This is a genomic window from Paraburkholderia jirisanensis (assembly GCF_054782355.1).
This window is the reverse complement of sequence record NZ_BAAGSQ010000005.1, coordinates 94,669-111,366: the sequence shown is the minus strand read 5'-3', so window position 1 is coordinate 111,366 and position 16,698 is coordinate 94,669. Positions and strand designations below refer to the sequence as shown.

The 16,698-nt window shown below is 64.8% G+C and carries 15 protein-coding genes; all 15 read right to left on the bottom strand.

What is annotated here, in order from left to right:
* Window positions 1–191 precede the first annotated feature (191 nt).
* Window positions 192–1,847, bottom strand: a complete 1,656-nt coding sequence (locus ACYVNQ_RS03825; protein ID WP_460900942.1) for a hypothetical protein — start codon at window positions 1,845–1,847, stop codon at window positions 192–194.
* A 137-nt stretch (window positions 1,848–1,984) separates the two neighbouring features.
* Window positions 1,985–2,473 (bottom strand): YbaB/EbfC family DNA-binding protein, encoded by a 489-nt coding sequence (locus ACYVNQ_RS03820; protein ID WP_460900941.1) that lies wholly within the window; start codon window positions 2,471–2,473, stop codon window positions 1,985–1,987.
* A gap of 80 nt (window positions 2,474–2,553) precedes the next feature.
* A complete protein-coding gene (locus tag ACYVNQ_RS03815; protein ID WP_460900940.1) occupies window positions 2,554–4,047 on the bottom strand; it encodes a Do family serine endopeptidase in 1,494 nt (497 codons plus the stop codon).
* A gap of 85 nt (window positions 4,048–4,132) precedes the next feature.
* Window positions 4,133–4,552 (bottom strand): hypothetical protein, encoded by a 420-nt coding sequence (locus ACYVNQ_RS03810; protein WP_460900939.1) that lies wholly within the window; start codon window positions 4,550–4,552, stop codon window positions 4,133–4,135.
* Between the two features lie 14 nt (window positions 4,553–4,566).
* Window positions 4,567–5,340, bottom strand: a complete 774-nt coding sequence (locus tag ACYVNQ_RS03805) for a hypothetical protein (RefSeq protein ID WP_460900938.1) — start codon at window positions 5,338–5,340, stop codon at window positions 4,567–4,569.
* Window positions 5,341–5,421: 81 nt separating this feature from the next.
* Entirely contained in the window at window positions 5,422–6,315 is an 894-nt protein-coding gene (locus ACYVNQ_RS03800; protein WP_460900937.1) for a peptidylprolyl isomerase, read from the bottom strand.
* A gap of 105 nt (window positions 6,316–6,420) precedes the next feature.
* Window positions 6,421–6,909 carry a hypothetical protein gene (locus ACYVNQ_RS03795; protein WP_460900936.1) on the bottom strand — a complete coding sequence of 163 codons (489 nt, stop codon included), beginning with the start codon at window positions 6,907–6,909 and terminating at the stop codon, window positions 6,421–6,423.
* Window positions 6,906–7,457 carry a YbjN domain-containing protein gene (locus ACYVNQ_RS03790; protein WP_460900935.1) on the bottom strand — a complete coding sequence of 184 codons (552 nt, stop codon included), beginning with the start codon at window positions 7,455–7,457 and terminating at the stop codon, window positions 6,906–6,908. Before ACYVNQ_RS03790 ends, ACYVNQ_RS03795 begins: the two co-directional genes overlap by 4 nt.
* Window positions 7,458–7,521: 64 nt before the next feature.
* Complete coding sequence (locus ACYVNQ_RS03785) at window positions 7,522–8,214, bottom strand: hypothetical protein (protein ID WP_460900934.1); 693 nt, start codon at window positions 8,212–8,214, stop codon at window positions 7,522–7,524.
* A gap of 8 nt (window positions 8,215–8,222) precedes the next feature.
* Window positions 8,223–10,034 carry a putative porin gene (locus ACYVNQ_RS03780; protein WP_460900933.1) on the bottom strand — a complete coding sequence of 604 codons (1,812 nt, stop codon included), beginning with the start codon at window positions 10,032–10,034 and terminating at the stop codon, window positions 8,223–8,225.
* A gap of 71 nt (window positions 10,035–10,105) precedes the next feature.
* Complete coding sequence (locus ACYVNQ_RS03775) at window positions 10,106–10,831, bottom strand: TonB family protein (protein ID WP_460900932.1); 726 nt, start codon at window positions 10,829–10,831, stop codon at window positions 10,106–10,108.
* Window positions 10,832–10,868: 37 nt separating this feature from the next.
* Window positions 10,869–11,273: an ExbD/TolR family protein gene (locus tag ACYVNQ_RS03770; protein ID WP_175112243.1), complete on the bottom strand. Its 405-nt coding sequence runs from the start codon at window positions 11,271–11,273 to the stop codon at window positions 10,869–10,871.
* A 48-nt stretch (window positions 11,274–11,321) separates the two neighbouring features.
* On the bottom strand, window positions 11,322–13,076 hold the full coding sequence (locus ACYVNQ_RS03765) for a DUF2341 domain-containing protein (RefSeq protein ID WP_460900931.1): 1,755 nt from the start codon (window positions 13,074–13,076) through the stop codon (window positions 11,322–11,324).
* Between the two features lie 112 nt (window positions 13,077–13,188).
* Window positions 13,189–14,850: a ShlB/FhaC/HecB family hemolysin secretion/activation protein gene (locus tag ACYVNQ_RS03760; protein ID WP_460900930.1), complete on the bottom strand. Its 1,662-nt coding sequence runs from the start codon at window positions 14,848–14,850 to the stop codon at window positions 13,189–13,191.
* A gap of 529 nt (window positions 14,851–15,379) precedes the next feature.
* Complete coding sequence (locus ACYVNQ_RS03755; protein WP_460900929.1) at window positions 15,380–16,513, bottom strand: TIGR03032 family protein; 1,134 nt, start codon at window positions 16,511–16,513, stop codon at window positions 15,380–15,382.
* Between the last annotated feature and the right edge of the window lie 185 nt (window positions 16,514–16,698).

Sequence of the window (16,698 nt, the reverse complement as noted above, 5' to 3'; positions counted from 1 at the left end):
ACAATTTTTTTGTAACTCGTTGAGACGCCAAGGTTTTCATGCGTTGGTGCGTTGCATCAATGCAACATGGCATGTTGGGTGGGCTCTGACGGTTTTTCGTTGTTATAGGGGCGCTACGGGCGCCGGACCACGCTGGGCGGTGGACAAGCCGGCGGCGGCAGCACTGCCGCGCCGGTTGCTACCAGCGTCGATCAATGTGGGCGGACGGCGGGCTTGTGCTTGTGCGCGTGGGTGGTTTTCGCGACGGCATGCTGATCCGCGGACTGCCGCGGTGCGGCCGGCGCCGCAGTAGCAGGCGCGGGAGCCGCCGGGGCAGCCGGCACGCCAATCACCGCCGGCTCGGCAGCGGACTCGCGGGTTTGCATCAACGTAGCCAGCGTCGCCTGCTGGCCCAGCAGCATCTGCTCGACACGTTGTTGCTGGAACAGCGTGTTGCGCGTCAAACGCAGCAGCAGCAGCGTTTGCGCCACGCCGATCGCTACCGTCATCAGCAATGCGCAAACGACGATCGACAGCATCCATTTCATCCGCCGCGAATGATCGACGGCGGCCCGTCGCTGATCGGCAATCACGCCGTACAACGCATCGACCGTATCGGCGAACGCGGCGGCGCGTGCATGCTCGAGCTCCGGCGTCGTGCGCGATGTCGCTTGCGCGGCACCATGGGATGACGCGCGCGCGGCCGACGACGGCGGAAAATACGGGGGCGCCGATGCGGTTGCGCTGTGGCGGGCAGCAGAAGACGGCGACGCTGAAGAAACCGTCGACGTGGCTGAAGCCGCCGTGTCTGTCGACGCAGTTGATATCGCCGGGCTGCCTGATGCCGTTGAGCCCGCTGCATCGGCTGACCTGCCTGACACCGTTGAGCCCGGCACAACGGCTGACACCGGCGCCGCAGTAGACGCAGCCAACGCCGCCGACGCGACGTCGTTAGCTCCAGTGGCACTCAATACCTCTTCCACTACGGGCCCAACCTTGCCGGTATCGCGCGATACCGTAGCGCGCCTTTCGAGCGTCGACGAGAAGCGCGGCGGCGACACGCCCGGTTTGGCCGCTGCGGCGCCGCCGGCGTCCGTATCGCTGGCCGACTGCCGTAGCGCCGCGACGCTGCGCATCACGGATGCAGCCGCAATCGCCGGCGCGATCGACGGGTCGACGGTCTTCGCATCGCCGGTATCGTCGGCGATGTCGAGGTTTCCAGAACTCCCTGAAGCCGCGGCAGTCGGGACACTAGCGGTGCCTGCCGCATTGCCGGCGGCCGCCGCGCCTTCGGCATCCGCCGTGCCACTGGCCACAGAATGCGGCGCATCGCCATCATGTTGCTGCCTGCCCTGCGCAACACCCGCCGCACCCTCTTGCGCCACTGGCGATAGCGCCGCCACTACCGGCTCATGCGCCACCTCCAGAACAACCTGCCCGTCCGCCACGCCCGCTCCCGGCAGCGCATCTTCCGCAGCGCTCACGGCCTGATCGGTTTTCGCATCGCGCGTAGCCCGGCGCGCGCTCCGTGCACCCGCGCCCGCCTGGACACCCAACGCCCCCGCCCCCCCATTGCCGGCCACCGCCTCGACCACAGCCATCACTTCATCCGGCAACTCGAAGCCCTTCAGCGTCCTTTGCCGCACGTCGATGCTCAACGCCTGCAGCGTGGCCTGTGCGGCTTCGTCCGGGAACAGGTCGAGCGTGCTGTCGTCGCGCGGCACGTCGCTCAGTTCGGCCAGGCGTTGCGCGGAACGCGCAGCGCGGGCCAGCTTGTTTTCGGTTTCGGTCGATACTGCGGTGTCGCGCGGCTTCTGTGAAGCGGCACGGGAAGGGCGGGAAGCTTTGGGTGCTGCGGGATCTGCCATCTTCTGTTCCATAGTGTTCCCGGCTCTCCGGGCTGAGCGCCGCTATTATGGACGACATGGCGCGCCGATTCGACCCTGACATCGACGAAGCCGGCAGAAACACTACGGAAACGCGGGCGCTCATCACCCCACTGCCGTCACGAAGCCGCACCGGCCCCCTGTTGCGGCGCTGCCTCGGGATTTTCCTCGAGCCGCAAGCGCACACGCAGCGGCTGGCGCATATCGGCCGGCGGCGGCGCTGTAATCGGATGCGCGCTCAGCAGCGCGCGCAGATTCGCGTCGGCCTGCGCATCGCCGAGCGAATCGAACGCGAGACGCGTGACCGCGCCATCCGCGCCGAGCCACGCACGAACCACGATCGCGGCCGGCGGCGCATCGCCAGGCGGATGCACGATGCGCTGCTCGAGGTACGTGTGCAGCTGGTCGGCAGCCGCGCCCTGGGTTTCGAGTGAGCTCTGGAACTGTTCGCCGACCAGCTGCGCATAGCTGATCCATGCGGCCGGCACCGGCGCCGATTGCGCGAATGCGCCTGCGCTCGAAACGAGCATGCCCGCGCCGACCACCCCCATAGCAAAGCCAAGCACAACCCTGAGCCGAGCCAACACCCTGCGCTTTCCGTTTTCCATTTCAATTCCCCCGAGGCCAGCGGCCCGCTCATATTCGAATCGAAGCACGCGCCGCGGCGCACCCGCCGCGCGCGTTCGCATCAGGCCGGATCGACCGGCAGATAAAGACGTGTCGTGCCCCGCTGCACCAGCAGTGCCGCGTTGCCATGCATCTCACGCAACTGGTCGGCAAGCTGGTCGAGCGTCGCGACCGCCGTCTCGTTGACCGACAGCACAATATCTCCCGGCTTCAGACCGATACGCGACGCGCGCCCCGTCACCTGCTCGACCAGCAGACCATGATCCACCCCGACCCGCTGCTGCTCGACCGTCGACAGCGGCCGCACCACGATGCCGAGCCGCGCCGGCGCCGCCGTGGCCGTGCTGGCCGGCGCGCCTCCATTGCTGTCGAGCTCGCCGACCGCGGCATTCAGATGCTGCGGCTGCCCCGCCCGCCACACCAGCAGATCGGTGTGCTGCCCCGGCTTGAGCTTCGCGACGGTAGTCAACAGATCGGCCGCCACGTCGAGTTCGTGGCCATCGACCGCGAGCACCACATCGCCCGCCTGCAAGCCGGCCTGCGCCGCCGGACCGCGCGCGTCGACCGCACTGATCAGCGCGCCGTCGGGCTTCGGCAAACCGAACGAGCGCGCCAGCGCCTGGCTCACCTCCTGCACGTTGACGCCAAGCCAGCCTCGGCTCACGTGGCCGCTCTTTTGCAACTGCTCCTTCACGTCGAGTGCGACGTCGATCGGAATCGCAAACGACAGCCCCTGATAGCCGCCGGTCTTCGAATAGATCATCGAATTGATCGCGATCACGCGGCCGCGCATATCGAACAGCGGGCCGCCGGAATTGCCGGGATTGATCGGCACGTCGGTCTGGATAAACGGGATGTAGGCCTCGCCCGGCAGCGAACGCGATTTCGCGCTGACGATGCCCGACGTGACGGTGTTCGCGAAGCCGTATGGCGAGCCGATCGCCATCACCCAGTCGCCGACGTCGAGCCGGTCCGGGTTGCCCGCGACCACCGCCGGCAGATCGCTCGCTTCGATCTTGACCAGCGCGACATCCGAAAGCGCATCGCTGCCGACCACGCGGCCCTTGAACTCGCGCTTGTCGGTGAGCTTCACGTCGACCACGCTCGCATCGTTGACCACATGCCGGTTGGTCAGAATGTAGCCGTCGCCGCTGACGATGAAACCTGAGCCGAGGCTCACTTCCTCGCGATTGCCGAGCACGCGGCGTGCGAGAAACGGTGCAAGCGGATTGCCGGGCGACACGCCGGGCGGCAATTGCACACCCATCTGCTGCACTTCGCGCGTCACGCTGATATTGACGACCGCGGGCCCATAACGTTTGACGAGCGACGCGAAGTTCGGCAGCGCAATCGTCGGCGCTGCGGCGACGGCCTGCATCTGCGATGTGGCGGCATCGGCAGCGGCGGCGCGCGCCGCAGGCGCGCAACACAGCGCAGCCAGCAGCACACACAACGTCGCGCACGGCAACACGCGGCGCGCCGCCCCCTGCGCGCCGCTGCACCACCGCCTGCCCCGTCCGTCACCCCGCCCGTTCTTTCTTGTCACAACTGTCATAAATGCGTCGAATGATAGGGCCGCGCGGGCTACGCGGCGACGAAAGGCCTGATGTGCGCGAGGTGAGCCAAATCCAACCGTTGCGCTACTTGACCGGCACGACCGGCGTCGGCGCCGGCCGTTGCGGCGTCACCGATTTGCCCCACTGATTGCCGAAGCGGATGCTTTCCGCCGAGTAATTGAAGGTGCCCACCTGATTCGACGGCGCCTTGACCTGCGCCTCGGCCGGATTGCCCACACTGCCGGCGGTCGCGGTAGGTGTCGGTGCGAGTTGCTGGCTCAGGCAATCATACGAAAGCGCCTGCGCGCCGTTCAACTCCGCATTCACGCACACGCGCTTGCCGCTCTTCGGTGCCGCTGCGCGGGCCGCACCGTCCGCGCCTGCCGTCGCTGCTGCAGTGCCATCCGGCTGCCCGTCCTGCGCCGACACCGCATCGGCACACAGCATGCCGCTCGCCACCAGCAACACGCCAACCCACCAACGAATCTCCCGATGCTGTTTCATATCACAAGGCCCTCTCAGAGTGTCCCCGTGGCGCGCTGCACATCGGCCGGCAGTGCACCGGCGATCGCGAAGCGCTCGAACTCCTTCACATCGGCCCGTTTTATCCACGGCGGAGCAGTCTCGAGGAAGGAGGTGTCGCGACGCACCGTTTCATAGTGGATCAATTCCTTCGAAGTCGGAAACGGCGTATCGCGCGGTGCGCTGTACATCATCCGGAAGAATCGCGCATGCGACCCTTGTTGCGTCCACAGGTCGCCGACGTCGCGCACCGTCGCGTCGAAGCAGAAACGCACCCAGACCGGCTTGCCGCCCATCGCACCGGCGCGCATGAATTGCGCCTGCGTCAGCAGCACGTACGGCAGGTCATGTTGTTCGAGCGCCGGATACGACCAGAGGTTCATCACGTCCGCATAACCGACCAGATAGCTGAAGCGCCGCACCGTCATGGTCGGCGCGGCGCGGCGCATCGCCTGAAAGTGGCGCGGCCAGTTTTCGATGAAGACGCTGCGCTGTTCGCGCTCGAGCACGGGCTCGCGCATCCGGCGAAGGCGCGGCGCCTCCGGCTGATACGAATGGGTCGATAACGCACAGCGCGCTTCGTCATCCTCATCGCGATGCCGGAAGCGCCCGCCGCTGCCCGCCACCGGCGTCAGTTCGCCGAAACAGACCGGGCAATGCGGGCCGGCGCCGGGACCCAACCCGTACCGCGCGCCGACGACGACAAAACCGTCGGCACCGATGCTGCCGTCGTCGAATGCATGCGCACGTTGCGCGAAGCTGTCGTCCACGTCGTCGCCCCTTCTGGCGTGTCGTGATGCGGTTATGCGGTTATGCGGTTATGCCGTGATGCGCTGGACAGCGAACCGCGCTCAATGCACCGCGGCCAGCGCTTTCTTCAGCGCGTCCTCGTCGATCGGCGATTCGGACGGGCTTGCGAGCTTCGCCATATAAGCCGACGCGTTCTGCTGCTCGCGTTGCTGGCGCAGCTGCGCGCGGATCTGCTCTTTCACCGTCGACAGCGGCCGCACGCTTTGCGCGCGCGTGTCGGTCAGCTTGATCACATGGAAGCCCGCCGTGGTCTGAATCGGGCCGGCCACGTCGCCGGTTTTCATACCGTCAGTTGCTTTGCGAATCTCGGGCATCAGCATGCCGTCCGGCAGGAAACCCATATCGCCGCCATTGGCTGCGCTTTGCTTCTCGTCGGAATTGGCCTTGGCGAGCGCCGCGAAATCGGCACCGGACGCACGCGCCTGGCGTGCCAGATCGGCCGCGTGCTTGCGCGCCTTGTCGAGCGTTGCCGCATCGGCACCCGCGGGCGTCGCGACAAAAATCTGCGCAATGCGCATCGCATGCGGCTGCATGAACACCTGCTGATTCTGGTCGTATGCCGCCTGAATGTCCGCATCGGACGGATAGTCGGCGGGCGGCGTCGACACCGAAGCGAGATAGCTGCGCACCACCACGTCGCGCTTTGCCTCGTCGATCAGCGCGACCACTTGCGGCTGCTTGTCCCAACCCTTGTCGTGCGCTTCAGCGAGCACGGCCGAAGCCGCGAGTTTCGCGCGCACCAGCTGATCGAGCCGCGTCGGATCAGCGGCGAGCCGCGCCCGCACATCCGGCGTCAGCGAACCGAGCAAACTCGTCATATCGGCCTGCGTCACCGACGCTTTGCCTGCACGTGCGATCACGTCGCTATCCGCAGCATGCGCCGCGCATGAAAGCATCAACACCGCACTGCTTGCCACCCATGCAAATTTCTTCACCGTCCTGCTCCCACTGCTGAAAAAGTTCGCCGGCCGCCCGTCACGAATATCACGCACGGGCGCACACACGGCATCGATTCCTGTTTGCCTACCTTGCCGCGGCCTTCAAAACTCGGCGCCGAGCGTCAGCCGCACGACCATCGGCTGTTTCATCCGGCGCGGCGGCGCAGCCCCCGCCGATTGCGCGAGCAGCAGCGAGCGCAGATCCGCATCGGCAACCTCATCGCCAACCGGTTCGAACTCGACGCGCTCGACCTGCCCGCTACGCTCGACCCACACGCGCACCTTCAGCGTCGGCGGCTCGAACGGCAGCGGCGTACCGTCGGCCTGCACGACAGGCAGCGCGCCGCGATCCGTATTGACCCAGTAGCCGAAATACGCGTTGAAGCGGCGCGCCGTATCGCTATCGCCGGCCAGCGCGGTCTGCAGCGTTTGCGACACCCGCTGCGCATAAACCAGCCACGCTTGCGGCGCCTGATCGGCGCTCACCGGCTGCGCCCCCGTGCCGGCCCACACGCCATGCGTGAAGGCCAGCAGCGCGGCGCCCAGCGCACCGCGTCGACCCGCCGCGCCGGGCTTGCCGCGCGGGTTCATGGCTCGGCGGTTTGCGGCGTGGACGCTTGCGGCACGATCGCGCCTGATTCGAGCGAGGCATCCGGCGTTGCGCTACCGCCTGCCTGCGCTGCCGCCATCGCCGGACGGTTGCGCAGATGCAGCAGGAATTCGCGAATCAGCCGGTCCCACAGCTCGATCAGCGAACGCAGGTTGCGCTCGCTGACGCCGCCCGCCACCACCACGTCCATTTCGAGCACCAGAAACGCCTCTTGCTCCCACAGACGCGCAAAGCGCTTGGTACGGTTCCAGCTCGCGACGAGCTCCGCCGGCAGCTCGCCCTGCACCTGCAGCGCGCAGCTCAACGTGAAATCGATGAACGTGCCCGCCTCGCCGCCCGAATTGCCGAAACGCACCGCAAAGCCGACACCCTGGCTCGCGCTCATCAGCTGCACCATGCCGTTCTGCTCGGCCGGCGTCACGCGATAACCTGCGGTCTTGAACACATCGGCCAGCTGATCGACGCCCACGGCATCGATCAACAATTCGTCGGCCTGCTTTCGGGTTCCTGCTTTTGCTGCAGTCGTCATAGTGTTCCCTGAGTTTTCGATTGCCGTGAACGACGGCGTATGGTGCGACGCGTTCATGACTGCCTTATTTCGCATCCGCTGCCGGCGCCGATGCGGCAGCGACGGGGGCGGGCCTTGCATTCGGATCGTATTTGCCCGCGTACAGATCGTCGCCATAGTGCTGCGCGATCTCGTCGTACTTTACACGCGCACTTTGCGCAAAGGGCTCGCGCGTTTTGAAAACCGTGCCGAGACCGATGTGCTCGTATGCATCCAGAATGTCGTGGCCGACCTTGTACAGCTGTGCGTTTTTCGCCTCGCACATCTGCAGCTGCGTATCGCGCGCCTTCAGATCGACTTGCGTCTGTTTGCGTTGCGCGTCCTGCGAACGCGACACCGCGAGCAAATCCTCATACGACGACTTGTATTTGGCAAGCTGCTGTGAATCCTGAGCATGCTTCGAGCGCTCTGCTGCCAGCGCATGCTCGGCTTCGACCTGCGCGCCGGTATTGCCTTTCGCCGCGGCCAGATCCGCTTGCGCCTGCTTCAGGTCGGCCTGCGCCTTGTCGCGCGCCTGCTCGGCGGCCGCCTTGTCGGATTGCAGTTGCGCCTGGGTGTCTTGCAGTTGCCGCAGCTGTTCGACCGTCGAGCGCAGTTGCGTGCGCAACCGGTCTTCGAGACTGCCGCTTTGCGCGGCCGCCGGCAGCGATGCGCACAGCATCACGGCCGCAGCACAACCGCTGGCGATTCTGGCGACGCTCAAAAATCGTTTTTGCATGATCAGCCTCAGAATCGTGCGTTCAGCTCGAGCTGCAGCACATCGATCGACTGCGGCGGCCCGTACACCTCACGCGCGCTCAGATAACGCGCCGACACCCACGCGTCGCGTGCCACCGCATATTCCGCGGCGATCACGTAGCCCTTCGCATTGGTGCCGCCGAGGTGGAAGTCGGAATCGGTGAACGCATCGAGCACCGCATCCGGCTGCAGATACTTGTACGCGACCGAGAAATTCCACTGGCCTTTCTCATGCGTTTGCGGCTCGCCAAGCGTTGCCTTGAACAGGAAGCCATTGCCGCCGCTGCGATAGTCGGCCTGCGTGACGGTCGTGGCGGACGGGTTCGCATTGTTGAAGTTGTTGACCGGCGTGGCCGGTGCATTGAACGCCTTGTTCTCGTCGTACGCGAGGTTACGTACGAATTCACCGTCGAGGCGCAGCTTGAAGGTGTCGGCAATCTTCGTGTCCCACTGCAGCTTCGCGTCGAAGATACGGTAGTTGTAGGCCAGACCGAACAGTTGCGGATCAGGCGTGAAGCCCGGCGGCTGCGACGGATCCTGCACGATGTTGCGCAGCGCGATCAACGTATTGCCCTTCTGCATGAAAGCGGGCGCGTCGTTGTCGGTGCTGCAGCTGGTGGAGCCAAGGAACAGCGCGCACGGTGCCGACTGCTCGCCGCGCGAATTCTGGAAGTCGTAGTACGCAATCGCGCCCTTCAGGCGGTTCTGCTCGTTGATCTTCCACTCCGCGCCGAACTGGCCGCCGAACATCCACTTCGTATCGCTGCCCGATTTCTGCGGGTTGTCCGACGGGAACTCGTCGTTGCTGTACTGCACGGGGAACGCACCCAGCGTGCCGAACAGCGTGATATCCGGCGCCGCCGGCAGCGCCTTGCGAAAGTTCGCCGCGATACCGTCGAATTCGAGGTCCGGGTCGTATAGCAGGTCCGACGAGAAGAACGGATTGTCGAAGCGGCCTGCCGTGATGTTGACCCACGACGTCGGCGTGTAGCGGATATAGCCCTGGTTCAGCCAGATGCTTTTCTTCGCGAGTCCGCCGCCGAGCAGGCCGGTGGTGGACACCGGGCTGTCGTCGTTGCCGGTGGCGAGCTGCACGCCCGCGCTCAGCTGGTCGGACACCTGCGCGGTCACGCCCAGACGCGCGCGGATGCTGAACAGGTTCGAGCGGTCTTGCGTGGTGTTAAGCGTCGGCGGGAACGTACTGTTGGTGTTCGGGTTGAAATCGAACGGACCATTGCGGTTGATCGCCGCGAAATCGGTCACACCCGGCGCGTTGCGCGGCGAGAAGAAATGGAACTCGTCACGCACACGCATATCGCCGTTGATCGTGATACGCGACACCCAGTCCGGGAATGTATTCGGCTGGGCCCAGTTTTCGCTCTTCGCTTGCGCGATCACTTCCTGCTTCACCTGGTCGCGAATCTGGTCGCGCACCATCTGCGGCACGTACGGCACCGCGACGTCGCCCGGCTGGGTCGGCGCGTTCGCCACCACCGGCACCGGCGGCCGCGCCCCCGCGGCCTTCTTTGCCTGTACGGCTTCGGTCTGCGCCTGCGTGATCAGGTCTTGTGCGTTCGCCTGCGTCAGCACGCCGCGTTTGACCAGCAGGTTGATCAGGTTGACCACCACGCTCTCGGTCGGCGCCGCGGTACCCTGCGCAGCCTGTGTTTCGAGCGACTGCGCCTGCGCCTGCGATGCCAGCGCGATCCCCAATGCCGCCAGCGCTGCACAACTGATTCGCGAGCGGCGCAAGCTTCTCCCCGCGCGCTGCTCACCCCGTATCACCATCTTTTGAATCATTCTGATTCTCCGCTTGACTGCTGTTTTTTCTGCCGGCCCCCGCTTGGCCCGCTCATGTGGTTCGATTCGCATCAGCCCGGCTGACGCCCCTGCAAATTGAGCCGCACCGGATAGGTCCACGACGGTGGCGGCGGTTCGTCGAGCTTGCCGAGCGTCTGCAGCGAGCTGACGATGGCCTCATCGAGCTTCTCGTCACCGGTGGACTGCCCGATCGTCACCTTGTCGAGGTGGCCCGACGGTGCGATCCACAGGTTCACGCTGACCCGGAAGCGCGCGCCCTGCCCCGAGTCCTGCACCTGCTTGTCGCGCTCGACCACCTGCTGCAACTGGTACACGAGGTATTGCTGGTAGCTCGCGTTACCGAAGCCGCCACTGCCGGTACCGTTGCCGGCCATCCCCGAGCCGTCGCCGGCCGCGATCCCGAAGTTGTCGGCGCCGGCCTGCGCCGGGGCGTTCATCGACATCTGCTTCGGCGCGTTGTCCATCGGCTTCGGCGCTTCGGTCGGCTTCGGCGCGGCCGTAGGTTTCGGCACCGGCGTCTGCACTTCCTGCTGTTTCTCGGGCGGCGGCTTTATCTTCGGCGGCGGCGGTGGAGGCGGCGGTGGCACCGGAATCACCGTGGTCACGCGCGGCGCTTCCGCGCGCTTGATGCCCGCCGTATCGTTGGCGAAATGCCAGATCGCAGCCGCAAGGCCGAGCAGCACCAGCACGCCGACAACGGGTTTGACGAAGCGCCGCACACCCTTGCGCTCGTCGTCCGGATCGCCGCTGCCGCCGCCGTCGTAAGTCATTTCCATCAGCGCGACCTCCAGCCGTGGTTACTTGACACGCGTGTCATGATTTCTGCTTGCCTGTGACGAGACCCACCTGGGTCAGATCGAGCCGGCGCAGCAGATCGAGCACGTCCATCACCTTCTGGTACGCCACCGCCGAGTCGCCCTTCAGCACGATCGGCGCATCCGGCGTGGTGGCCTTGATGGTGCGCAGCCGGTTCTCGAGCTCGTCCATCGTCACCGGATAGGCGTCGAGAAAGATCTGCCCCGAATCGGACACCGTGATCGCCTTGGTCTGCGGCTTGGCCAGACTCGCCGACGAACTCGCCTTCGGCAGATCGACCTTGATGCCCTGCACCGAAGCGGTCGTCATGATGATGAAGATGATCAGCAGCACGTACGCGAGGTCGAGCATCGGCGTGATGTTGATGTCGTCGTATGGCTTGTCGTCGTCTTGAACTTGCATGGCGTTACGCCCTCCGTAATTGCTGTGCGCGTGTCGCGTGCCGTTGCATCAGTCGGCAAGCACAGCGTGGTCGGGGCTGTTGCGATGCACTTCGGCCAGCCGCGTGACGAATTCGTCGACGAACACCTGCATGTTCGCGGTCACGTTCTTGTTGCGGATCAGCAGGTAGTTGTAGCCAAACAGCGCGGGAATCGCGACGAACAGGCCGGTCACGGTGGCGAGCAGCGCCGCGGCGATACCCGGTGCGATCGCGTTCACGTTGACGTCGCCCGCTGCGGCAATCGCGGCAAACGTGATCATCACGCCGACCACCGTGCCGAGCAGACCGAGGAACGGGCCGCCGGAAATCGCGATGGTCAGCAGCACCATCGACTTCGACAGACGCTGGTTTTCGCGCACCAGCGTGGCGTCCATCGTCGCGCGGATCGCTTCGATCGATTCGCTGGTGATGACGGTGCGGCCGTTCTCGTCGACCCGGCTGTGAATTTCCGACACGCCTGCCTTATAGAGGCGGAACAGCGACGACTGACGCAGCCGGCGGCCGTCTTCGGAGCGTTCGTCGGCATGCGCGAGGCCGACCAGATGACGGCCCGCCACTTCGCGAAAGCGGCGCACGAAATACGCGTTGGCCTTGTCGACCGCGCCGACATAGCGCGCCTTGTTGTACATCACAACCCACGACACGAGCGCCATCGCCAGCAGGATCGAGATCACCACCCACGCGTCGACCGTCACCGACTTCACGATCACGCCGAAGTAGCCGAAGCCGAAACCCGACTGCTTTTCGTCGGCGCCGTAGGCGACCAGCTTCGATTCGGCGCCCTGGCTCATCGCGTCGAGACCGATCAGCGTGGGCGAACGCGCGACCTTCGACAGGCGCAGTTCGTCGATTTCACCCGTATAGGCCGCACCGTTTCCGCCGGCAACGTCGCCGCCGATAGCGGCAGCCGAATTCAACGCGGGCAGCGTGCCCGCCGCCTGTGCCACCTGATGGCCGCCGACGTACAGCGTCAGATTGGTGCCGTCGGCCGTGAACGCGATATGCGACCACTGCGCAGCCGCGATCGGCGCGGTGGCCGTCGCGCGCACCGGCGCGGCGCCGCCGTCCACCTCGGCGAACGGCACGCCGTTGTCGATGCCGACCAGCAATGCGTTCGCGCCATCGCGGCGCGCATACAGCAGCGTTTGCGGCGCGAGCGCGGCCGGCTTCACCCATGCACTGAAGGTGAACTTGCCGCCAGCGGCCATGGCAAGCGACGGGCTGGCCGCGAGGTTGACCGGCGTCTTGCCGTCGAACTGCGCGGCCTTGCCGACGATGCCGTCTTCGGCGATGCGCGCCGGCGCGCTCTGCGCGTTGTTGCCGTACGCAGTCACGTCCTTGGGCGGCGTGCCCGACGCACCGTCGAAGTGATAGACCAGCGTGTAGTCGGCATCGAACGTTTCAGCGGGCTTCGCGCCGTCCGGTGCTTTCTTGTTGCCGTAGTACATCCAGATGTTCTGCGCGGCGCCAGCCGGAAACTGCGGCACGTCGACCCACACCAGTGCGACGCCCAGCACCGCGTCGTACTGCTCGATCTGATAGTTCAGCGGCGTCTTGTCGTCGGCCGCCACGAAGCGGATATCCGTGCCGTTATCCTGCAACCCGTCGAACTGGAAGTTGCCCGAGTGCAGACGGATCAACAGCGGCACACGGCCCGCCGATTCGGCGACGTTGCCGCCCTTCGGTGTGGTGTCGACCGTGATCGACTTGCGGAACGACCAGTCGTTCTGCCACCAGGCATTCGCCACGCCAGGCAGCGCCATGCAGGTCGCCATCACTAAACCCAACCACGCTCGCTTTACAGTTCGATCCACGTCAAATCCCCCGAAAAACCGGCCGATCACGCGACCGGCGCAAATCATTTAAAGAAACTGGTCAGAAGCTCGCGCGCACATAAAAATCGAAGCGCGGGCTATAGGCTTTCGTATTGACTCCGGCTCTGAGCGGAATCCCCATTTCGATATCGGCGCTCGCGTACTTCAGCAACTGGATGCGCGAGCCGACACCGACCGATACCAGGTTGAAGCTCGACTCCTGTTCCGGCAGCGGGCTGAGCAGCCACAAATGCGCTGCATCGACGAACACGTGGAAGCGCCATTCGTTGACGAGCGACGTGCCGAAGTACGATGCGACCGACGGGCTGCGCAATTCGACCGAGCCAATCACGCCGCTGTCCGCGGTGTCTTCCGCGGACAGATAGCCGCGCACCGAGTTGATGCCGCCTGCCGCGAACTGTTCGCTCGACACCAGCGGCGAGTTCGAGATCTGGCCGCTCACGTGGCCGTTCAACTGGACGTCGTGGTCGAAGTGCTGCGTGTGATTGACGTCGAACTTGCCGTACACGAAGTCGGCGGTGGCGTCGAAGCGCTTGTTGTCGAAGTCGTCTGCACTGCTGCTCGCGCCGCGGATATTGGTGGTCACCGACACGGTGAACGCCGTCTGCGAGTTCTTGCGATTGAGCTGGCCGTTGTAGGCGAAGGTGACCGGCAGGTACGTGACCGGCACCGCGGACGAAGTACCCGCCAGGATGTCGTTTTCGTCGAAATGCTTGTGGTCGATTTCGACGCTGGCCGATTGCGCGTAGGTGTCCGTCGAAGGCAGCGTGTACAGCGCGGTCACGCCGAACGACGTCCCCTTGCCGAGCACGTTGGTACCGCCCACCGTCGCGACGTTGCTGTTCGAGTGATAGGCACTCGCGATCAGGCTCCAGTTCGAATCCGGCAGCGGGGCGAGATACGAGAACGAATAGACTTCCGCATCCTGCGGGTGCTGCGGCGCGACCAGGTAGCTGCCCGAGATCACATGCCCGAGCTGCCACAGGTTCGAGTAGCTGAGCGACACGACCGTGCGCAGCAGCGCGGTATCGGGGCTGCGCTCGTTGTTCAGTTCGATGCTGCCGTGCAGCGGGCTGTGATCGTCCACCTTCAGATCGACGTCGACGGTCTGCGGCAACGCGCCCGGCTTGAGCACCGGAATCACCTGGCGGTCTTGCGATTTGTTCAGATCGGTCAACTGCGCCTGCGCGGCGGTGAAATCGGGCACGGTGCCTTCGGCAAGCGCCGGCACCGAATCGCGGATCACCAGCGGCGAGTTGTACTTCGCACCGTCGACGTGTACGCGTCCCACTTTGGCCTCGACCACCTGCAACAGAATCACGCCGCCCTTCACCTGCTGCGCAGGCAATTCGACGACGACCGATTGATAGCCTTTGTCCTGATACACCTTCTGCAACGCATCGCGCGCCGCATTCACATCGTCCAGCGTGCGGCCCGGTCCTTCGAACGGATACACCGCTTTTTCGATCTCGATGCCCGGCAGCGTGGTATTGCCGCGCACGATGAATTCGTTGACATCGAACTTCGCCGGCATCGAGGCTGCCGCAGGCGCAGCGGCCGGCGCCGCGCTCGCAGCCGTCTGTGCGGCGACCTGGCCTTCGGCGCGCGCGCCCAGCGCAAGCGTCAAGCCGCCTGCCAGCAATGCACCTGCAAGGCACTGCCCAATCCGGTTACCCGATTCCCCGTCTACTACCGGCGTCATGCGCCACCCCTTGATTGCCTAAAATTTTTCAGCGTTGTGATCCCGGCCCGGCCCCCGCTCCTTACCCGCATTTGAGGTCACTTTTATGACAGAGGCTCGGTATTCCTAAATAATTAAGTTGGTCTCACTCGCACTACATTTTTCTGTTCTGCCCGATCGGCGCAAACCCGTTCGATCTTTGCGAACGGTGCCTCGCCTTACTACCGGTTTTGCCCGCGCATCGCATCATGACGAACGGCGACACGGCGGGCCCCGGATATCTCAGGTTCCAACGCTCGGCGCCCGTCGTCGAAGATTCATGCTGCATTCGCGCGACGCTTCTAATTGCATAGACGCAACGAGGCGCAATAAACCGCATTATTTTTTTGTCGACGGCGGCGCGGCTGATGCATGGCCGCCTGGGCGCAGGCGGACAATCTTGCCGCCCTTGCCTATTGAGACGTTATGACCCGCACAAACCCGCACACTTTCGTCGCCGCGTGTCGGTGCATCGGCACCGGGACGGCTATCGGCATAGCCGTCGCACGCGTCACTGTGCCTTCAGCGCGTCTTCGTCTTCTTCGCGCGGCCGGCTTTGCCAGAAGCCGCCGCGCATGGTCGCGATCGACGGCATGTCGGCCCATTGGCGCGGATTCAGGATTTCGCCGCGCAGCACATCCGGCAGCACCTGCACATCGAGGATTTCTTCGACACCGTTGTAAAACTCGAGGATGCCGAGCAACTCCCCGCTCTTCAGGTCGAGTGCTGCCACACCGGCCACCAGTTCGTCGCTTTCGGCTTCGATCGGCAAGCCCTGCGGGCCGCGCTTCATGCGCAGCTTCGACAGGCCGACGAACAGCACGCCGCGATATTCGGCCAGCCCGTGCGTGAAGCCCGGCAGCGTCGCCACCACATGCTTTGCACCGCTTGCCGGATCGATGCGCAGCAGCGCACCACGGCCGCCTTCGAGCACGTACAGCTGGCCATCGATGATGCGTGGCGAATGCGGCATCGACAGCCCGCTCGCGACGATGCGCCCCGACGGCACTTCCATCACGATGCCGCCATCGGTCATGCTCTGGCGCCAGCCGAACGGGGTATTGGTTTCGCCAAGCGCCGTCACGTAGCGTACTTTCGAGTCGTGAAACGCCATGCCGTTGAGATGGCAACGATCGTCGGGCGCGAACTCGGTGACGAACGGCGGCTGCCAGATCGGCGTGAAATTGAAGTACCCGTCGATCACGCTGATGCACGAGTAGCGCGTATTCACAGCGAGCACGATCTGCTTGTCGAACGCCATGTCGTGCAGGTCCAGATCGCCGGTGTAAAACGACATGCGCGGCACGAACATCGCGTCGTAATAATCGGGCCGCTCGGGATAGAGCGGCGCGAGCGTCGACACGTTGGCGAAGATCATCAGCTCGTGATTGGTCGCGATCGCCAGCCGCTTGCCGCCCACCGCAAGTCCCATCGAACGCGGCAGCAGACAGGCCGACAGCGTCGGCACACCATGCTCGACGCCGATCAGCGCAACACCGGACGGACGCCGGCTGATGGCTAGCGAACACTTGAGCGCCGCCAGCACTTCGAGAAAGCGGCCCGTATCGCGCAGGTTGATCAACGGCGCTTCGTCAGCGCCGGTTTGGGGCGCGGCTGCGGCCGCGTCGTGCAGGGACTGCTCCACTACCTTTCCTTTTTATTCGCGTGTGCTGCATCCAGAGCCTGAAACTCTGGATGGGTCTTTTTTCAAGGTAGCTTAAGTTTTGAGTCAGGCTTGTGACAAAACCCGCGTGCCATCTTTCATGCATAAAAACGTGCGGGTTATCGAAGTTCGTTACGTCTAAGCAGGCAAGAGACGATCAATCCGGA

Bases quoted from the DNA above. Each gene is read 5' to 3' on its own strand.
- ACYVNQ_RS03825 (WP_460900942.1), bottom strand. From the start codon at position 1,847: ATGGCAGATCCCGCAGCACCCAAAGCTTCCCGCCCTTCCCGTGCCGCT.
- ACYVNQ_RS03820 (WP_460900941.1), bottom strand. From the start codon at position 2,473: ATGGAAAACGGAAAGCGCAGGGTGTTGGCTCGGCTCAGGGTTGTGCTT.
- ACYVNQ_RS03815 (WP_460900940.1), bottom strand. From the start codon at position 4,047: ATGACAGTTGTGACAAGAAAGAACGGGCGGGGTGACGGACGGGGCAGG.
- ACYVNQ_RS03810 (WP_460900939.1), bottom strand. From the start codon at position 4,552: ATGAAACAGCATCGGGAGATTCGTTGGTGGGTTGGCGTGTTGCTGGTG.
- ACYVNQ_RS03795 (WP_460900936.1), bottom strand. From the start codon at position 6,909: ATGAACCCGCGCGGCAAGCCCGGCGCGGCGGGTCGACGCGGTGCGCTG.
- ACYVNQ_RS03790 (WP_460900935.1), bottom strand. From the start codon at position 7,457: ATGACGACTGCAGCAAAAGCAGGAACCCGAAAGCAGGCCGACGAATTG.
- ACYVNQ_RS03785 (WP_460900934.1), bottom strand. From the start codon at position 8,214: ATGCAAAAACGATTTTTGAGCGTCGCCAGAATCGCCAGCGGTTGTGCT.
- ACYVNQ_RS03780 (WP_460900933.1), bottom strand. From the start codon at position 10,034: ATGATTCAAAAGATGGTGATACGGGGTGAGCAGCGCGCGGGGAGAAGC.
- ACYVNQ_RS03775 (WP_460900932.1), bottom strand. From the start codon at position 10,831: ATGGAAATGACTTACGACGGCGGCGGCAGCGGCGATCCGGACGACGAG.
- ACYVNQ_RS03770 (WP_175112243.1), bottom strand. From the start codon at position 11,273: ATGCAAGTTCAAGACGACGACAAGCCATACGACGACATCAACATCACG.
- ACYVNQ_RS03765 (WP_460900931.1), bottom strand. From the start codon at position 13,076: ATGGCGCTGCCTGGCGTGGCGAATGCCTGGTGGCAGAACGACTGGTCG.
- ACYVNQ_RS03760 (WP_460900930.1), bottom strand. From the start codon at position 14,850: ATGACGCCGGTAGTAGACGGGGAATCGGGTAACCGGATTGGGCAGTGC.